14 protein-coding genes are annotated in these 16,697 nt (G+C 34.9%); 8 read left to right on the top strand and 6 right to left on the bottom strand.

From position 1 onward, the window contains the following. Window positions 1-83: 83 nt before the first annotated feature. Window positions 84-1,502, top strand: coding sequence for a TolC family protein (locus CES88_RS13835; RefSeq protein WP_290735527.1), 1,419 nt, complete (start codon window positions 84-86; stop codon window positions 1,500-1,502). Window positions 1,503-1,508: 6 nt separating this feature from the next. On the opposite strand, the gene CES88_RS13830 is transcribed toward CES88_RS13835, so the two are convergent. Next, on the bottom strand, window positions 1,509-2,225 hold the full coding sequence (locus tag CES88_RS13830; RefSeq protein ID WP_290735524.1) for a hypothetical protein: 717 nt from the start codon (window positions 2,223-2,225) through the stop codon (window positions 1,509-1,511). Window positions 2,226-2,234: 9 nt separating this feature from the next. After that, window positions 2,235-2,936, bottom strand: coding sequence for a hypothetical protein (locus tag CES88_RS13825; RefSeq protein WP_290735522.1), 702 nt, complete (start codon window positions 2,934-2,936; stop codon window positions 2,235-2,237). Window positions 2,937-3,070: 134 nt separating this feature from the next. On the opposite strand from CES88_RS13825, the gene aroC reads away from it, so the two are divergent. From aroC to CES88_RS13795, 6 genes are all read left to right on the top strand, one after another. Next, window positions 3,071-4,078 (top strand): chorismate synthase, encoded by a 1,008-nt coding sequence (gene aroC, locus CES88_RS13820; protein ID WP_290735519.1) that lies wholly within the window; start codon window positions 3,071-3,073, stop codon window positions 4,076-4,078. Continuing rightward, window positions 4,071-5,096 (top strand): 3-dehydroquinate synthase family protein, encoded by a 1,026-nt coding sequence (locus CES88_RS13815; RefSeq protein ID WP_290735517.1) that lies wholly within the window; start codon window positions 4,071-4,073, stop codon window positions 5,094-5,096. Before aroC ends, CES88_RS13815 begins: the two co-directional genes overlap by 8 nt. Next, window positions 5,071-6,291, top strand: coding sequence for a hypothetical protein (locus CES88_RS13810; RefSeq protein WP_290735515.1), 1,221 nt, complete (start codon window positions 5,071-5,073; stop codon window positions 6,289-6,291). The genes CES88_RS13815 and CES88_RS13810 overlap by 26 nt, the downstream gene beginning before the upstream one ends. A 105-nt stretch (window positions 6,292-6,396) precedes the next feature. After that, on the top strand, window positions 6,397-6,873 hold the full coding sequence (locus CES88_RS13805) for a hypothetical protein (RefSeq protein WP_290735513.1): 477 nt from the start codon (window positions 6,397-6,399) through the stop codon (window positions 6,871-6,873). A 21-nt stretch (window positions 6,874-6,894) separates the two neighbouring features. Further along, window positions 6,895-7,776: a hypothetical protein gene (locus tag CES88_RS13800; protein WP_290735511.1), complete on the top strand. Its 882-nt coding sequence runs from the start codon at window positions 6,895-6,897 to the stop codon at window positions 7,774-7,776. A 13-nt stretch (window positions 7,777-7,789) separates the two neighbouring features. After that, window positions 7,790-8,935, top strand: coding sequence for an SPASM domain-containing protein (locus tag CES88_RS13795; protein ID WP_290735510.1), 1,146 nt, complete (start codon window positions 7,790-7,792; stop codon window positions 8,933-8,935). Here CES88_RS13795 and CES88_RS13790 read toward each other — a convergent pair. After that, window positions 8,919-10,034, bottom strand: coding sequence for an SPASM domain-containing protein (locus tag CES88_RS13790; RefSeq protein ID WP_290735508.1), 1,116 nt, complete (start codon window positions 10,032-10,034; stop codon window positions 8,919-8,921). The genes CES88_RS13795 and CES88_RS13790 overlap by 17 nt on opposite strands. Window positions 10,035-10,046: 12 nt before the next feature. Further along, window positions 10,047-11,225 carry a hypothetical protein gene (locus tag CES88_RS13785; protein ID WP_290735505.1) on the bottom strand — a complete coding sequence of 393 codons (1,179 nt, stop codon included), beginning with the start codon at window positions 11,223-11,225 and terminating at the stop codon, window positions 10,047-10,049. Window positions 11,226-11,483: 258 nt separating this feature from the next. On the opposite strand from CES88_RS13785, the gene CES88_RS13780 reads away from it, so the two are divergent. Beyond that, window positions 11,484-13,529, top strand: a complete 2,046-nt coding sequence (locus tag CES88_RS13780; RefSeq protein WP_290735504.1) for a hypothetical protein — start codon at window positions 11,484-11,486, stop codon at window positions 13,527-13,529. A gap of 6 nt (window positions 13,530-13,535) precedes the next feature. Here the strand turns inward: CES88_RS13780 and CES88_RS13775 are convergent, their stop codons facing one another. Together CES88_RS13775 and CES88_RS13770 are read right to left on the bottom strand one after the other, a co-directional pair. Beyond that, window positions 13,536-15,215: a hypothetical protein gene (locus CES88_RS13775; protein ID WP_290735502.1), complete on the bottom strand. Its 1,680-nt coding sequence runs from the start codon at window positions 15,213-15,215 to the stop codon at window positions 13,536-13,538. Next, window positions 15,212-16,621 (bottom strand): hypothetical protein, encoded by a 1,410-nt coding sequence (locus CES88_RS13770; protein WP_290735499.1) that lies wholly within the window; start codon window positions 16,619-16,621, stop codon window positions 15,212-15,214. Before CES88_RS13770 ends, CES88_RS13775 begins: the two co-directional genes overlap by 4 nt. Window positions 16,622-16,697: the final 76 nt, after the last annotated feature.

Below are 16,697 nucleotides of genomic sequence, written 5' to 3'. Positions count from 1 at the left end.
TATAATAAAAGGACGTGTTGATAGAAATGTTCTACGCGCTATGATAAAACTTTCTAGTAAATTAATAAGACTTAGGAATCAATGTGAAAAATCTCATTTTATTTATCTCTTTATTATTATCTCTATCGGTAGATGCATCACTATCATCTCTTTCTACAGAGTACTTAAAGAATGGTTCAGACAATGATTCACAGAGAATGAACCTAGAAGTTAAATCTCTAGAGAAAGAAGTGGTTTTTGAATCAAAAGCGTGGCAGTTATCTGCTAGTGGTGAGAATACTAAATCTAAGCTAGAGAGAAGTTCATCACTTCTAATTAGTAGTGCTACATTACTTCCTAACGACACAGAGACAACTTCATATAATTTAAGTCTATCGAAAGAGTTTTTTACGGGAACAAAAATTAGCTTATCAAATACACTTGTTGATTATGTAAATAATGCGAATAATACGAATAACAATAAAGGATTTACTCAAACCCTCTCTCTTGAACAAGATCTCTGGAATAACTTTCTTGGAAGAAGAGATGCTCTTTCTCTAGATATAGCTGAAAAGACATATGAATATCAAAAACAAAGTTCTGATTATATTACTGAGTCGAATCTCTATACGTTTGCGACAGAGTATTTAAAGTCTAAACTTGATAAGGCGAATGTTGAACTTAAGAAAGCTGCTGTAACTAGGGCAAAGAAGAGATTGGCATTAATTAAGAGAAGAGTGCGTGATGGCCTAAGCGAGAAGGTTGATCTTTATAGTGCGGAAACTCAAAATCTTGCTTCTGAAGAGAGTTTAAAGTCGGAGATCATCTCTCTCCAGTCAAGTCTTGAGAACCTATCTAAGAAAGTTCATAGGGAAGTCACTGCAGCAAATATTTTAAACTATCAATTAAAAGCGGAAAGTGAAGTTGTAAAAGTTAGCGGTGAAATTGAAGAGAATAAGAACTTTCTTCAAACCAAGAAGCAAATTGACTATTTAATTGATAGCTCTAGAAGAGCAGAGAGTGCCGTTTATCCAAGCCTTGTTTTTGGAACTTCGTACACTACGAATAATTATGAGACAACCGATAGTCCTATTTCAAAAGGAATGATTGGAAGTGAAAATAATGAGCTTACTGTTGGACTTACTTTAACTTGGAATATCGGATCAAGTGCAGAGTCTCTAACAAAACAAGCGGCAGCAATAGAGTTGAATAAAGTTAAGATGGAATCAAGAAAGGTTCTCTTAAGTCTTAAAGAGCAAGAGAGCTCACTTATTAAGAGACAGAGAGAAGTTGATATTCTAATCAGCTCTGCTTCTAAGAGACTTGAACTATCTAATAAGACTTTAAAAGAATATAACCGTCTCTACTCTAGGGGGAGAGCGACTCTAGATCAGGTGATTAGGGCCGAAGAGGAGCTGATTACAACTCAGCAGTCCTATGTAAATTATCTCTACTTGAAGGATTCTAATTATAGTACGTTGGCATTCCTAAGAGGAAAACTTCAAGAGGCGGTGATTAAATAGCTTCTTCTAGAAGCTATTTATAGTTGAAGGGATAAGTATGCGAGAGCAGTTATTGCATACCTCATTAGATCTTCCATTTTCTATTTCTGTAATTTGTGTACTAGAGGCTTCATAGCGACATCTTGCGCAAATTTTACCATTTAAAAATGAAATAACTTTATCATCCTTTATAACTTTCAAGGTTTGTTCAAAGAAGTCACGGTGTGAAGTACTGAGAGATTCTAAGAGAAGTTCGATTCTCTCCCTGTAGTTACTTATCTCTTTTCTTTCATTATTGCTAAAATTCTCCACTTCTCTTCTTATTTCTTCGAGTGTTTCTGAAGATCCGGTTAGAAATTCTTTGGCTTCATTAATTTTATTTTCAATGTTTTCTTGTTCTTCAAGCTTACTTAGTATTTCTTCTTGTATTTGATCTGTAAGAAGGGAGAGTCTCTCAATTTCAGATTCTAGACTCTTCATTTGGGCTTCTGAGCTCGCCTGGGTTAGGTTGTCTGTTGCTCTTTTTAAATCTCTCTCTTTTTCAAATAAAACTTTTTCGTGTTCATTTGATACCTTAATTATTTGATCTCTTTGCTCTAAAAGTTGATCTCTTTCTTGAAGCCTCTTATCTCTAGAAGACTCTAGAAAGATAATACGGGCCTCTTCAGATTTAATATTATCTTCGTGAAGGGATATCTTAGATAGTAAGCTTTGAAGCTCTATAAAGTGTTTGAAATGTTCCATCGATTATTCTTAAGCATTAATGTAGATTTGATTATCTATGTACTTAAGAATTTGCTTGATAGGTATTGCTCTGTCAAACCTTATTGCAAGCTTTGATGAGGGAACTATCTTAGGGTCTTCAATATTTTGTAGATAGACTAGAGTACCAATAATAGGCTCTTTTAGAGAATAGCCATTTATAGTGGAGAATTGAACTTTATCTCCAATGTTGAAGTCTGCACATATCTCATCATAGACAACAAAGGATAGTCCATTCCTTGAAAAATCGCAGAGCCTCCCCCCGAAGAAGAGGTTCTTAAGTTGGTAGTCTGTCGTATTATTATTTCTAAAAATGACAGGAAGATTAAGGTTTTCAAAGTTAAGTCTTTGCCCTTCTCTAGTATTTAAGAGATAGAGAAGTTCTGGGAAATTTGCAACGATTAAGTTGTGATGGTTAATCTTTTTAATCTCGCATTTAAAAACAATACTATTAAATTCATTCTTAGCAAAAATTGGTATCTCAGGAATAAATTGAAAGCGATTAAGTTTGTCTTTAGGGCGAAGAGCAATATCATATGAAAAATTATTAATAAACTTTATTAAAGATTGGCTACGGTAGGTGAGGCCATTAACAGTTTGGCAAAACTCAAGACAGTTTCCATGACGACTGATTTTCTCAAGTATTTCTGATATCTCTTCAATATCTTGTAGCGCCTGTCTATTGTCTATCATTTGAACCTCTTTCGGTCACGATAACTTCTGAACATTTTCCCACAAATGTCTTACCTTCTGGCATAATAGGTAGGACAATAAAATTACAGGTAGTTAGAATATTTACTGCCAATTATTTAAGTAGAGAGTGAAATATGCGTGGCAATAAATTTGGTAAGCTTTTCTCGTTTGTAACATTTGGTGAGTCCCATGGTGAGGCGCTTGGGGTTGTGATTGATGGAGTAACAGCTGGCCTAGACTTTAATCTAGAAGATCTTCAAATTGAACTGGATCGAAGAGCTCCTGGGAGAGTTGCAGGAACAACAAATAGGAAAGAAGCTGATAGCGCTGAAGTTCTCTCCGGCGTTTTTCAAAACAAAACTCTAGGAACTCCTATCGCCGTGATTGTTAGAAATACTAATCAAAGAAGTAAAGACTACGACAAGCTAAAGTCTGAGTATAGACCAGGTCACGCTGATGAAACGACACAAGGTAAGTATGGTTTTAGGGATCATCGTGGAGGGGGAAGGTCTTCAGGAAGAGAGACCTTAGCTCGAGTCATCGCAGGATACTTTGCTAGTCTTATGATACCTAAAATTGAAGTGAGGGCCTATATTTCAAAGATGGGTCCTTTCTCTGCAACAGTAGATGATCTCTTAAATACAAAAGATATCTCTCCTTATAATTACCCATTGGTAGAAAAAAATACAGAAATTAAGAAATACCTCCTAAAACTAAAGGCAGATGGTGAATCCGTAGGAGGGAGAATTTCTATATTAATTAAAGGAACTCCGATAGGCCTTGGAGAACCTGCATTTGATAAATTGAAGGCCGATTTTGCAAAGAGCCTACTTTCTATTGGGGCTTGTGTTTCATTCTCTTTTGGACTTGGTGAGGAGATGGCAAATCTCATGGGAAGTGAAGTCTCTTCTAAGAGAGAGAACTTTGGCGGAATAGAAGGCGGAATATCAAATGGAGAAGATATCTTCATGACAACAACCTTTAAGCCGACTTCAACGATTGGAGAAAAAGCAAAAGAAGGAAGGCATGATCCTTGTATTCTTCCAAGGGCGGTTCCAGTCGTCGAGGCAATGGTTAAGTGCGTATTAGCAGATCATTTCTTGAGACAGAGAGCTTACGGAGATGGGGGAATTAATGAATAGTAAGATTGAGTTTTGTAAATTAGATTATTTAAAGGAGAAGATTCGCTCTATCGATTCCGATTTAATTCTTATTATCGCAGATTTAAATGTTTGGAGTTTGTATTCAAAAACTCTTCCCCTTCTTAAAATAGAAGGAAAGAAAATTGTTTTTTGGAAAGCTCCTGATGGAGAAAAAGTAAAAAACTTTGAAAATCTTGAATCTGTTCTAGATTATTTTCTATCGAAGAATGTCCATAGAAAAGCTCATCTTATTTCTTTAGGTGGCGGAGCAACGAGTGATTTCTCTGGAATGGTCGCAGCCCTTCTTCTACGTGGTATTAAATGGTCAACAATTCCAACAACACTTCTTTCAATGGTTGACGCTGCAATTGGAGGAAAGGTTGCAATAAATTCTTCACTAGGTAAGAACTTAATTGGAGCCTTTCATCATCCTGAGCACATCTGGGTTTGTGATTCATTTCTCGAAACACTTGATCAAATAGAAGTGAGTAGTGGAGCTGGAGAAATATTAAAATATGGTCTTTTGTCGAAAGAAATATTCGATAAAATAACTCCTGATGTAGAAATAAAAACACTCATTAAGGACTGTATTCTCTTTAAGGAAAAAATAGTAACGGAAGACTTTAAAGAAAGTGGTGTTCGTAAAATTTTGAACTTAGGTCATACCTTTGGACATGCGATTGAAAGTGAGTATCAGCTTCCTCATGGTATATCGGTTATTTGGGGAGTTGTTCTTGTTGATCTACTATTTAAAGAAGGAAAGCACTTTAAAGATATAAAAGTACTAACAGAAAATTTAAATATTGAGCTAGGAGATGCTCCTTGGCTCAATAAAGAATTTCCACTTACAAATATAATGAAGTATTTAAGAAGAGATAAGAAGTCTACTTCAAATGAGTTTATTGACTTTGTCTTAGTAGAAGAAATTGGAAAAACAGAAATTACTTCAATCTCATTTACAGAAGTTGAAAGTAAAATCATCGAGAAAAAAGATGCAATTAAAAAACTCTCTATTTAATGTTGAGGCAGAACCTTTTAATAAAGTAGTAAAGGTTCCCAGTTCGAAGTCCTATGCAAATAGGGCAATAATCTTAGCGAGCTTATGTAAAGAAAGTATTGAAATCGTTAATCTGCCTCTCTCACATGACGTGACTAATCTTATTCATTGTTTGCGCATTGTAGGGTTGAAAATAGTCGATATAGACGATGGTATTAGAATTGAGAACTCCTTTCCTGAATGTGAAAAAGAGGGAAGTGAAATTATAGAAATCCTTCCAGGTGATGGTGGAACAACAACGAGATTCTTAATCCCATTTCTCGCCCTCGGAAAAAGAAAGTATAGAGTCGAACCAGAAGGAAGAATGAGGGAGAGGCCAATTGCAGATCTTCTGGAGGGCCTTGTCGAATTAGGTGCAATTGTAAATCAGTGTGAAAGCTGGCTTACTTTAAATGGACCAATCGTATTAAATAATCGCTTTCTAAATATTGATGCTTCAAAAACAACCCAGCATGCAACAGCGATAGCTCTTGCTCTTTGCTTTAAAGGCGTAGAGGTTTCGCCTATCGATATGACATACTCTACAAGTTACTGGGAAATGACTAAGAATTTAATTAGTGAATTTAGAAAAGGTCAAAAGAAATTCATTGTTCCGGTGGACTTTAGTTCAATGTCTTATGTTCTCGCTCTTGGGGCAGACTTAGGAAGAGTTAGGGTTGAAAACTGTTTCTCTGTTGATAAGTATCAATCCGACTCTGTTTTTATAGACCTGTTGAGGAAAATGAACTTTCAAGTAGAGACTAAAGATAATGGACTTGAAGTTTCAACGAATAAGAACTTAAAGGTTATTGACTTCGATTGTTCTGATTGTCCCGATCTCGTTCCAACGCTCTCCTTTATATGCGCAAGAATTGAGGGTACTTCTAAGCTTCGAAACTTATCCGTATTAAAGTATAAAGAAAGCGATAGGCTTGTTGAAATTCAGAAACTTTTAGATTTATATCAAATAGAAAACTCCTATGATGAAAAAAATGATGTCTTACTAATAAAAGGAAGGCAACGTAGAGTTAATTCAAGAAAGGACATATTTCCTCCAGATGATCATCGTATTGTGATGGTTTCTTATTTATTCTTAAGAGCAAATGGAGGAGGTTCTCTAGCAAGTATAGAGAGTGTTGCAAAATCTTTTGGTAATTTCTTTGAAGTGGTTACTTGAGTTCTTTAATGCATTATTGTGTCAAAATTAAACACTTTCCTTTATTAAGCTCAGGTTTTACTAAAAAAAGAGTGAATAAAGTTAGTTTTGCTCTATAATGGTCCCATGAGTAAAAAGATACTACTTGGATGTCTCCAGTTAAGCATTCTTATTAATTTATTTCTTTATACTAAAGTGTATAAAGAGTCAGAAAAACTTACGACAGCTCTAAAGATGAATAATTATAGTCTTGAAGCTGAGAATGGTTTTTCTGTGGCACCTGAAAAAATCTATTTCCTAGGACGTTATTGCTCGATTGGAGAAGAATTTATGTTCGTTAAAATCGAGGGAAAGAACTTTAAGCAATGGAATGAAGTAAAAGGGGATTTTGAAATAGTTCAAGGAACCCGTCCTGATGTGATGGGGGAAATTGAGATTGTAGATTCATTTCATGCAAATTTTAAAGTTCTCTACGCAAAAGATACTAGCGAGATCAAAACCTATGAAATGGAGCTTCAGTATGTTGCCCAAACAGGGAAAGTTGTAAGCTACTTTCCTATCAAAGAAAAATCCTTAAAGTTTGATTTAAGAAATTGTTATTAATCTATAAAAAGATGGAATGTTATGTCGAAAGCTTTTCTAATTCTATGTGTTTTAATTAGTATCTCTTTGAGTTATTACTTCTATGATCAATATAAATCTATCAATAGCGACTTCTTAGTTACTTCTAGTCAAGTTGAAAAAGATAAGGCCCGAATGATACTTTTTGAAAAGAAGTTGAAAGAAATTGAAGAAAGTGAAAGAGAGAAACTGGAAAATTTAAATAAAGAGAAATTCTTAGATCTTGAACTTTCTGGAAATTATTGCACTACTGGAAGTCGTAGAGTTCTGGTGAATGCGGATGGTGGAATACTTAGTGCTTGGAACAACGTTTTGCCTAGCGAGTCTTTTAATCGAGAGTCTATAGCACCTTTTGTTGCAGGAACTTATCATGTTTTGGATAAAGACTCGATTAGCTTAAATGTTCTAAAAGCAGAAAGGGCTGAAGATATTAAAAATCAAATACTCAAGGTTTTGAAGACAGAATCAGGCTCGATTGAAAGCTTCTCTGCGAAGGATGATGAAACTGGAAAGAATGAAGTTTTCTCAAAGAAGAATTGCGAAGGAATTCGTATCGTAGAGGAGACTAAAGAATTAAGTATAAAATTTAAAGAAGAATATTGCTCTAAGAAAGATTCAATTTTAAAAATAAAATTTACAGAAAATAGATTTAAAGTATGGAAACTTCAAAGCGCTGACCAGGTAAGAGGGGTCGTCGTAGAGGGAGGAGAAATTACTGGACACCAGGGTGAAGAAGTTTCTTTTAGGACTTTATTCGCAGCTCAAGAAGATGCAGATGAAAGAGGGAAAATAATGATTAGTCTCGATGAAAGAGGTGAGTTCGTTGAGTCCTTTTATAATATTAGTTATCCAGAAGAAGTTTTTAAAACAACAAACTGTAAGTAATTGACAAGGGTGTATGAACACAAAAAAAAGTAGACTGAAAAATAAACTAACTTTAACTGGAAATGTTTTAGAAACATTTAGAAAGAGTGGTTTTGATAGACAGAATTTTTGTGTGGTGCCTTTTTCAACAGTTATTCTTGAGCCTAATGGATCGGTGGGGATGTGTAGACTTAAGGGAACGGAGTATTCAATTGGAAATCTTAAGGATAATACTTTTGAAGAAATTTGGAATGGAGATATCGCTAAGAAGTGGCGAAGAGAGTTTTTAGATGGAAACTCTAAAATGTGTCGAAATGACATTGATTATAATAACTGTAACTTATGTGCAGGCAATAATGAGCTGCTCGAGTATGCAGAACTCACAGAAACTCAGACAAGTCCAATTCTGAAATTAACAGCAAACTTTAATGGCTTTTGTAATCTTCAATGTCAAATGTGTCACGTTTGGAAAATGCCTAACGGGTTTTATACTGAAGACAACTTTTGGAAAGATGCTAGAAAATCTATGTTTCCCTATTTGAAAGAGATCGATATGCTTTCGGGAGAGCCTTTCTTGCAAGATGATACTTTTAAATTGATCGATGAGGTCAGCACTGTTAATTCCGATTGCCGCTGGAATATCACGACAAATATGCATTGGAAACTTACAGCAAGAATTAAATCATATTTAGATAAAATTGAAGTGAAAAGTATTGTTGCGAGTATCGATAGCCTAATTCCTGAGGTGTACAACAAAATAAGATTTCCAGGAAACCTCAAGGTTGTTTTAAGGACAATTGATTCAATGCTTGAGTATGAAAAGGATAGAGTGTCTAGAGGAAAGTCTTCTCTTAACTTGAATATGAATTTTCTCGTACAACCCGATAATTGGAGAGAAGTTCCTGATGTATTAGACTTTTGTAGAGAAAAGGAAATCTTACCATTTATCTCTCTTTGCTATGAGCCTTTCGAGCATAGCTTGTTACAATTTGATCGAGATGAGAAAGTGCGTATTATTAATTTTCTCTTGGGTATGAATTCGATCAAAATTTCTCTTTGTATGAGAGTTATAAAACCTTTAGTCTTCTCATTACCAAATATTGATAGAGCTTACTATTTACCCATAATAAATAAGGTGATGGATGAGTCTTATAGGGAGAAACTTAAGTTAAACTTATAAAGGGTAGAATCTTATTATTTGTTTGCATTTGATATATACTAAAAAGTTTCCTTTTCTTCTCTTCTGGAAAAGTATCAATGAGGGCCAATATAACTCGTCTAGCCTGAACTAATTGCTCACTGTCTAAATTCGAAAAATAAAAATGAAGTATTTTCTTTCTTTCATCCATTGGAAGTGTTGATGGTGAAAATTCACTTGGGAAGTAAACATATTGTATGAATATATCTAAATTTCGTTCTTTACAAAAATTAAACATATCAACAATTTGAAATACATTTTCTCTTTGAATCGCAAAGTTTATTAGCAATTGAAATGGAGACCCCTTATCTTCCCTCTCTTTAGAGTACTTCTGTAGATCGCTTATTGTCTCCAACGTTTTTTTTAATACTCCAGGAGCTCTTATTATGGAGTAACTCTTTTCATCTGTAGAATCAAGACTAACTGAAATAATTCTAAATGCTACTTGGTCTAATTGTGCTTTTATTTTATCAGTTAACTTCCATTGTCCATTCGTCGTGGCTTCCCATGTACAATTGGAATTATTTTGACTAGAGAGTTTGAGCAGCTTGTAAAAATCTTTTTGGATAAATGGCTCTCCAGCCAAGCAGTCAATTTGTAGAACAAATGGAAGGATATGACTGGATAAATGTTCCCAGAATCCTGGAAGGCTGTCATATAGCCCATTTGGTAATTGCCAGACATCACAAAAAGGACATTTTAAATTACATTTGCCATTAAAATCTGGAGTTAGTCTTAGTATAGGAGTTTTCACTATTTCACTTATATCGATATGTTCAATTAAGTCGTGATAATTATTTAAGCGATGACATGAGTTGTGCCGTATCTCTTCTTTGCAAGTTTTTATATTACCTGTCAGAAACTCTTGTCTCCATGCTCTTGCTTTTTCTCCATTCCAAATTTCTTCGATTGAGGAGTTGGTAATATCTCCAATAGCATGCTCATTGCCTTTTTCTCTGCAGCATCCAACTAGGCCATTAGGATTGAGAATGAGGCTAGAGAATGGAACAGGACAAAAAGAATCAGGAAGTGTTTCTTTCACTTCTTCGTATCTTACAATTTTCTTCTTCTCATTTTGCATCTTGATAAATTCTCACATTGAGCAATAGTTAATATTTTTTGAAATTTTAATTCGAGTTAAATTTCTAAGCTTAGGATTTGCTAAATATATTCTAACTAAACGTTCAAGATTTTGTGGATAAGAATGAATTAAGCTATCTGTTTGCAAGGCACAGAGGTCTTCTCTGAAATGAGGAGATATTTTTCCCATCTGAGAAACAACTTCGGCACTAAACCAATCGGAAAAAGCAATATTAATTTGCTCTTTTTGTAATCCCTCTGTTGGATAATAAGGAGTATTGCAGAGAGGATATTTATCTAAAGCATCTTTTTGTTCTTTTGTAATTTTCTTTTCCTTAAATAATTTCTGGATTTGGCTATCATCTCTCTTTTTAGCATAAATTGAATTTATGTTTCTTAGGCAATCTAGAGGTTTTTGAAAAGGAAATTTTTCTTTTTCAAAAAGGATAGACCATCTACATGGAGAAAAAGAAAGGGCCATTTGCTGAATAAAAATAGAAAGTAGAGTGTCTCCGTCAATATGTTTGGATGCTTTTTGTCCAACTATAAGAACATTGTGTTCTGGGTTGTATTCAATGTCCATTCTAAGATATCGCTCGGGGTCATTCATGAAGAGTGAGTTTGCAATAGTTTCTACCCAACTTAACTTAATTGTTACAATAGAGCCTTTTAGAATCATTGCACTACTTTTAGAAATTTTCATTGAATCAATATATTTAATAATAAGATGCTTTGCTGTCTCTAATATTTCTTCGAAGGACTTCTTCTTTATTTCTGGAAAAGCCTTTTTGTGTAGTTCAATAAAACTTTCGTCGATAATAGTTCTTTGGGCAAGAGTTAGCTTTGGGTAAGACTTTAAAATAAAGGCCTTGAAAAATTGGTTTCTCCATTCCTTAATAATATTAGTCTGCTTTGTTGAGTCAAGTTGAGAGTAAGCGGCCCATTTATCAAGAGAATCTTTATTGTATTGATAAGTATTATTAGAAACTTCTGTAAGTAATTGATCTGAAATTTTATAGAAGGCCCTAGTGTTAGCAATTCGTTCAAACATCGTTTTCTGTAATTGTTCAATCTGTTGATATTCTTGATTGGGTAGATCTTGCCATAAATCACAAGCGGATATCTTGCTTGAGCTTTGAGAGTATGAAGTAAGTGATGTAAGTAAGAGAAGTGAGGAGGTGATTTTTTTCATATCTTTATTGTAGGGGAGAGTTATGTTTATCTCCAGTAAATTTGTCCGTTTTAATGGTATAGAACGATTTAGAGTTAGAGATCGTATAATTAGTGGCTTATATAGATGTGCCAATAAGTTGGGTAAAAAATAAAATATCCTTAACAAAGAAATTTACTTAAGTAATTGAATTCTATACGGCAAAGATTAACATCCTTAGTTTATTCTCTAAATAAGATATAATTGTGGTCAAGATTCAATTTGAAAATAGGTGTTCTTATGGCAAAGAGAAAATTTTTATCAAACTCTTCAGGTTTTACTCTCGCAGAAGTTGTTGTTGCTGCTGGGATGCTTGGTGTTGTTTCACTAGGTGTTACTCAGTTAATGGGTAATATGACAAAAGGACAAAGGAAGCTTACTCAGGATTCGACAGTATCTTCTGTTACTCAAAGGGCTGAAATGCTTTTAAGAAGAGAGCATAATTGTTCAGCGAATTTAAGAGGACTCTCTGTAGATAGTGGTAGTTGGACAAACTTACCAAACCTTGTGAGGGCAACTAATAATTGGTCAAGAAGTAATGGTGATGATACGCCTGGTAATAAAGTAGAGGTTTTAGCAAGCGATACCTTATATGGTGGTGCTTCAGGAAGTGTTCGCTTAAAGAGTATCGACTTTAGGGGCTATTATCAATCAGGTAGTACTATTTATGGCGATGATGCAAGTTATGGTAATGGGGCGGAGAGTAGTTATACTTTTGATGGAGATACAAAGGCCACTGACGGTGGTGCAAATACTCAACGACAAATTGGTTCTGTAGTATATCGACTAACTTTTGAAAGGTTGGGACGAGGAAGAGATGGTACAGACGCTGAAGCGCAAGAGGATTTTAATAAGAGATCTTTTGGGTCAGAAACAACCGTTAAGTTTATAGAATCGAGAGTTATCGCTAATGGTCTAAGAGTTATTCAAAGTTGTTATGGCGATAATGAAAACTTCGTAGAGGCCTCATGTGATACTTTGGACGGAACAATTGAAAATGGTGATTGTAAGGGAATAACTGTAAAAAGTATAATCAGTAACACTGCGCCGGCAGTAACAGTCTCTGGAAATCTTTCTATTGAACCAGATAATTCTGGCGGACCTGCCGATAGAGGATCTGTTGGTATTGGAGCAGCGATAAATGAAACTTCTCAAAGTAATTTAGATGTCGCAGGATCTGTTGGTGTTGGTATGGGATCAACTGGAAATCCTGGTGATGTATCCCTTCAAAATAGTCTTGGTGTCGGAGTTGCTGCAAACTCTCAATCTGGTGATGCTTTAATTAATAATTCAGTAGCGATTGGAAACGGCGTAACTGGCGGACTAGAGGGAACCTTGAGAGTAAGACAAGGTGTTACGATTGGTGATGGGGCAGGAATGCCTGCTGGTGATGGTGTTATGGCCGTGAAGAGGGCGGTGGCAATTGGGAGTGGAGTCAATCCACCTAATGTGGATGGTGGCCTTGCCGTAAAGACAAGTGTTGCCATAGGTACCGGAAATAATGCGTCAGGTACAAACGGAACACTAGATATAAATAACTCAGCTTCCATTGGGGCTGGTTATAATCCAAATGGTGTGGATGGTGACTTACGTGTAAAGAAGTCATTTAGAGCTGGAACAAATGCAGGAAATTTGGGGGTCGGTGCTATTGAATCTTTAAATGGTTCAAAGAGAGTAACAATTTCAGATGGTAGAATAACAACAAGTGAAAGATATAATTCAACAGCATCAGCCAATGCCCTTTCTCAAACAGACTTTGTTACAAGAGAGTGGGTAAATTGGGTTGTTGCTTCAACGTTAAAGCCAACGGGGGCAGCTTCAACTATTGCAAACTATCTTAATTCTGTTACGAGTGAGGGAGATACTTACGCAGCGATTAAAATGGCAGTGTGTGATTCTATTATGATTAATGGAACTCGAAATATGGCCGGAGATTGTACAGTTGGAAATGTAGGACGAATGTATTCATCATATAATGCGACTACAAATGTGATCCGACTCTATCAACCTGATACTCCTTATGATGTCACTTATACGATTAAAGACTGTTCACAAAATGGTAAGTGTTCCAATGTTTACTCAAATGGGTGGATTAAAGGTTCTTATGTAACGGCCCTGGGACGAAATAGTGGAACAAATAACGGTTCAGGAAGTGTTACCGGATCTAAGATTTGTATTGGTGTTAATTGTCGGACGACCTTTGGTACTCAAAGATGTGCAACAGGACAAAATGCGGTTGCTCTTGGTCGTGGAGGGACACTTGGTTGTGCCGCTCCATTTCCTTAGGCTCTGTTAATTCTCGCTTAACTGCTTGTTGACCTCTAAGTCGTATTTGGTTTTATTGTCGACGAGAGGTCTGAGAGTCTTATAAATTTTTCTTGATAAATATTTATTTTTTTGAACTAAGGGAAGTAAAGTTACTTCCCTTAGTATTTTGTCATAGTAACTTTTTTCTCGTTGAGCTAATTGGTTCATATCAAAATCAAGTAGATACTTGAACTCACTTTTCTTGGAGTATACATAAGAGAGTCTAGCGAGATGAAAATCATTATTATAGTAAGAGTAGTTTGCAAGAAGAGGATAGAGATCTAAGGGGATTTCTTCTATTTGAAAGTGTATTTTTTTAGTAAAGTCTTTGGGCTTTGTATCCTTGTAGCTCGCTTGAAAAATACTTAGCTCTAGATTTAATTCATCTATAGAATTTCTCCCTTCAAAGAGCTTGTTTGTCAGGGCTTGAGCTTTTTCTAGTTTTCCATCTTTAATCAACGCATTTATGTATGTAATAAATTCTACTTCATTGGAGAACTTATTCTTGTAAAGACGAGTAGAGCTATCTTTCCATTTGGATACTTCGATAGTTGATAGAAATATTAAAGGAACAAAGAGAATAACAGAAAGTTGGAAGTATCTCTCTTTGGGAATGTTACTTAAAAGGAAGTAGAGAAAGAAGACAAGTGCAATACTTGGTAGATATAAATAGCGGTCAGTAACAGTTGAGATAAATTGATGATTAAACGGAATAAGACCAGTATTAATGGTGATTAAAGTTAAAAAAGATAAAAGGCATATTAATAATTCTTTTTTCTTTTCTTTGAAAAGAAATAGGGAAGTTATTGGAAGCAATAGATAGACTAAGTGTAGAAGTATTCTTGGGGAAGAGTAAAGTGAGATAGCTTTTTCTGGAGTGAGATTGTAATTATATTCTAGAAAAAACGGTGTAAAGAAGTTTCTAAAATAATATGAAATACTTATCGCTGCGATTCCAAGAGATTTTGAAAAAGTATAATTAAAGATAGTTGTCGCTTTCATTATTTCATTAAAATAAAAATAGAAAATAGCTATTAGGATAAGCGTTGAAGTGAAGATGAGAGGGTAGAATATTTCTTTCTTTTTTTGATGGATATAGCCTAGGAATATTAAGGGAGCGGCTGCACTAATGGGCTTGAATAATATGCTAATGATTAAAAGGGAAAATGCTTTGAAAATAGTTTTAGAGTCTAGATTACTTCTAACTATTAAATGAGCGGCTAAAAGAGTAAAGAACGTCGCAAATAGCTCTCTTGATGAGGATAGCCAAACGACACTTTGAACAACGACAGGGTGTAAGAGGAAAATTCCTGTCGCAATAGCTCCTAGTGTTTTTTCATTTTTTTTAAGAGGAAGAAGTTTAAAAACTAGCACTCCATTGAGTAAATGAAGAATAATATTGAGAAACCTTAGAGTCGGAGGAGAACTTGTTCCAAATACTAAATGTAGTACTTGCCAATAATTATAAGATAAAGGGATCTTACTTTTCGTCCATGGAAGAATTAAGTCAGATAAATTACTTACTCTAGAGTTTAATATAATATTATGATTATCATCAAAAATAAAAAAACTGAAGTAAAGGGAGGGGAGATAAATAAATAGAGTAATAATTAGTAAATTTTTTAAATATTTATTCTCTTTTATTTCTTTTATGAGATTGATCATTTTAATTCTTCTCTATTAAGGGTGTATAAAATAATTGGAAAGTTTGCTTTTCTATAATTTATTTCAGAAGAGCTTTCTTTACTTGTTAAATCGTACCATTTATCTTTTTCATAGTAGTAGCTTTCTTTGGGGTTCGCTTTGGATTCAACCCATTGAGGTTTAAGAGTGTCTTCTGTATCTCCAAGTAAGACTGTTATCCATGAGGATGAGTCGATAGAGTAAAGTGTGGATTTATTCTCTTGAATGATTTCGACTTTATCACCTATTCTTACATCGTAATTAGGGATTTTTAGGTAGTAAAAGCCTGGGTTTTCTCGATTGATTGTTTCTTTGAGAAGAAAATTTCCGTTAATACTGACTTTATAAGTCGCTGTCTCTTGAGGAGTTGGTAGATAAAGACCAATCGCATTTAAGGTCTCATCACCTTTAATCGTATATAGATTTTTTATAGGACCGGGAAATATTTGGGAGTATCTCCATCCATGAAGAGCATGAGAATAAACTCTTGCTCTTGAGTCTCTGAGAGAAACGTTCTTAAAAGAAACAGCTCCCATATCTCTATGCTTTCCAGTAATTAGATCTTGATAGGAAATATAGAAGAGACCAATTTTAGTATTGTCCTCTTCGTTAATATGATCACTATCTTTTATGAGCCATGCTCCTGTCTTTCCCTTATAGGAAATACGATCATCCCATCCAACTATTGATATTGCATGATTGGGCCCTTCTTCTTTTAAATTTTGGTGCCACTCCTTTCCTTTGATAATGGCCAAAGGGCTGGACTCCATAAATTGAGCAGAGGCTACAGCTCCATTTTCTTTAATAGCTTTCTTTATTCTATTTTGAGTCTCAAGATTTGAATTACCCCATACGAGCCATTCAATACTTTTCGGATAGATATATTGATAATTATTTCTAAGAAGAATTCCTTCTCCTGGAGAGTTCCCAAATGAAGCAAAGTCGGAGTCGGTCTTTATTCCTGGGGTTTTTGATTCCTCAACTGCACCTAATGTATTGCTTAGGTAGGCAGCGGCAACTCTATAGTCTCCACCTAGGTGAACCATCAAGCCAGATCTTTGATCATCCCTATTACTTCCAATATACCCCTTGCCTTGGGTAGAGAACCATTCTTTCTTTGGGTCTGACTCCCTGCCATTTCTATTAAAGCCGTTGAACTTATCTAAGTGATACTCAGAGAGATCGTGGCTGAATTGAAGTTTTCTTTTAAGTATATTTGATTCAAGGCTTGAGATTGTGGAAAATGCCCAACAGGTACCCCAGTGTTGCTTCTTAATTGAAGAAAGAAATCCTTGCTCAAGAAGGCTATAGTTACTTGGAGAGAGCGCAACAATATAATAAGTAATTAGTCCAAAAATAAAAGGAATTGTTGAAATTATTCTAATCATTTTTACCTGTGTACAAGCTATATTTATATTTCTATTAATGATAACATTATAAGAATAAAAGCGACGAAAAAAATAG

This window comes from Halobacteriovorax sp. JY17, assembly GCF_002753895.1.
Taxonomy (GTDB): domain Bacteria; phylum Bdellovibrionota; class Bacteriovoracia; order Bacteriovoracales; family Bacteriovoracaceae; genus Halobacteriovorax.
The sequence above is the reverse complement of the archived record's forward strand: the minus strand, read 5'-3'. Positions and strand labels throughout refer to the sequence as shown.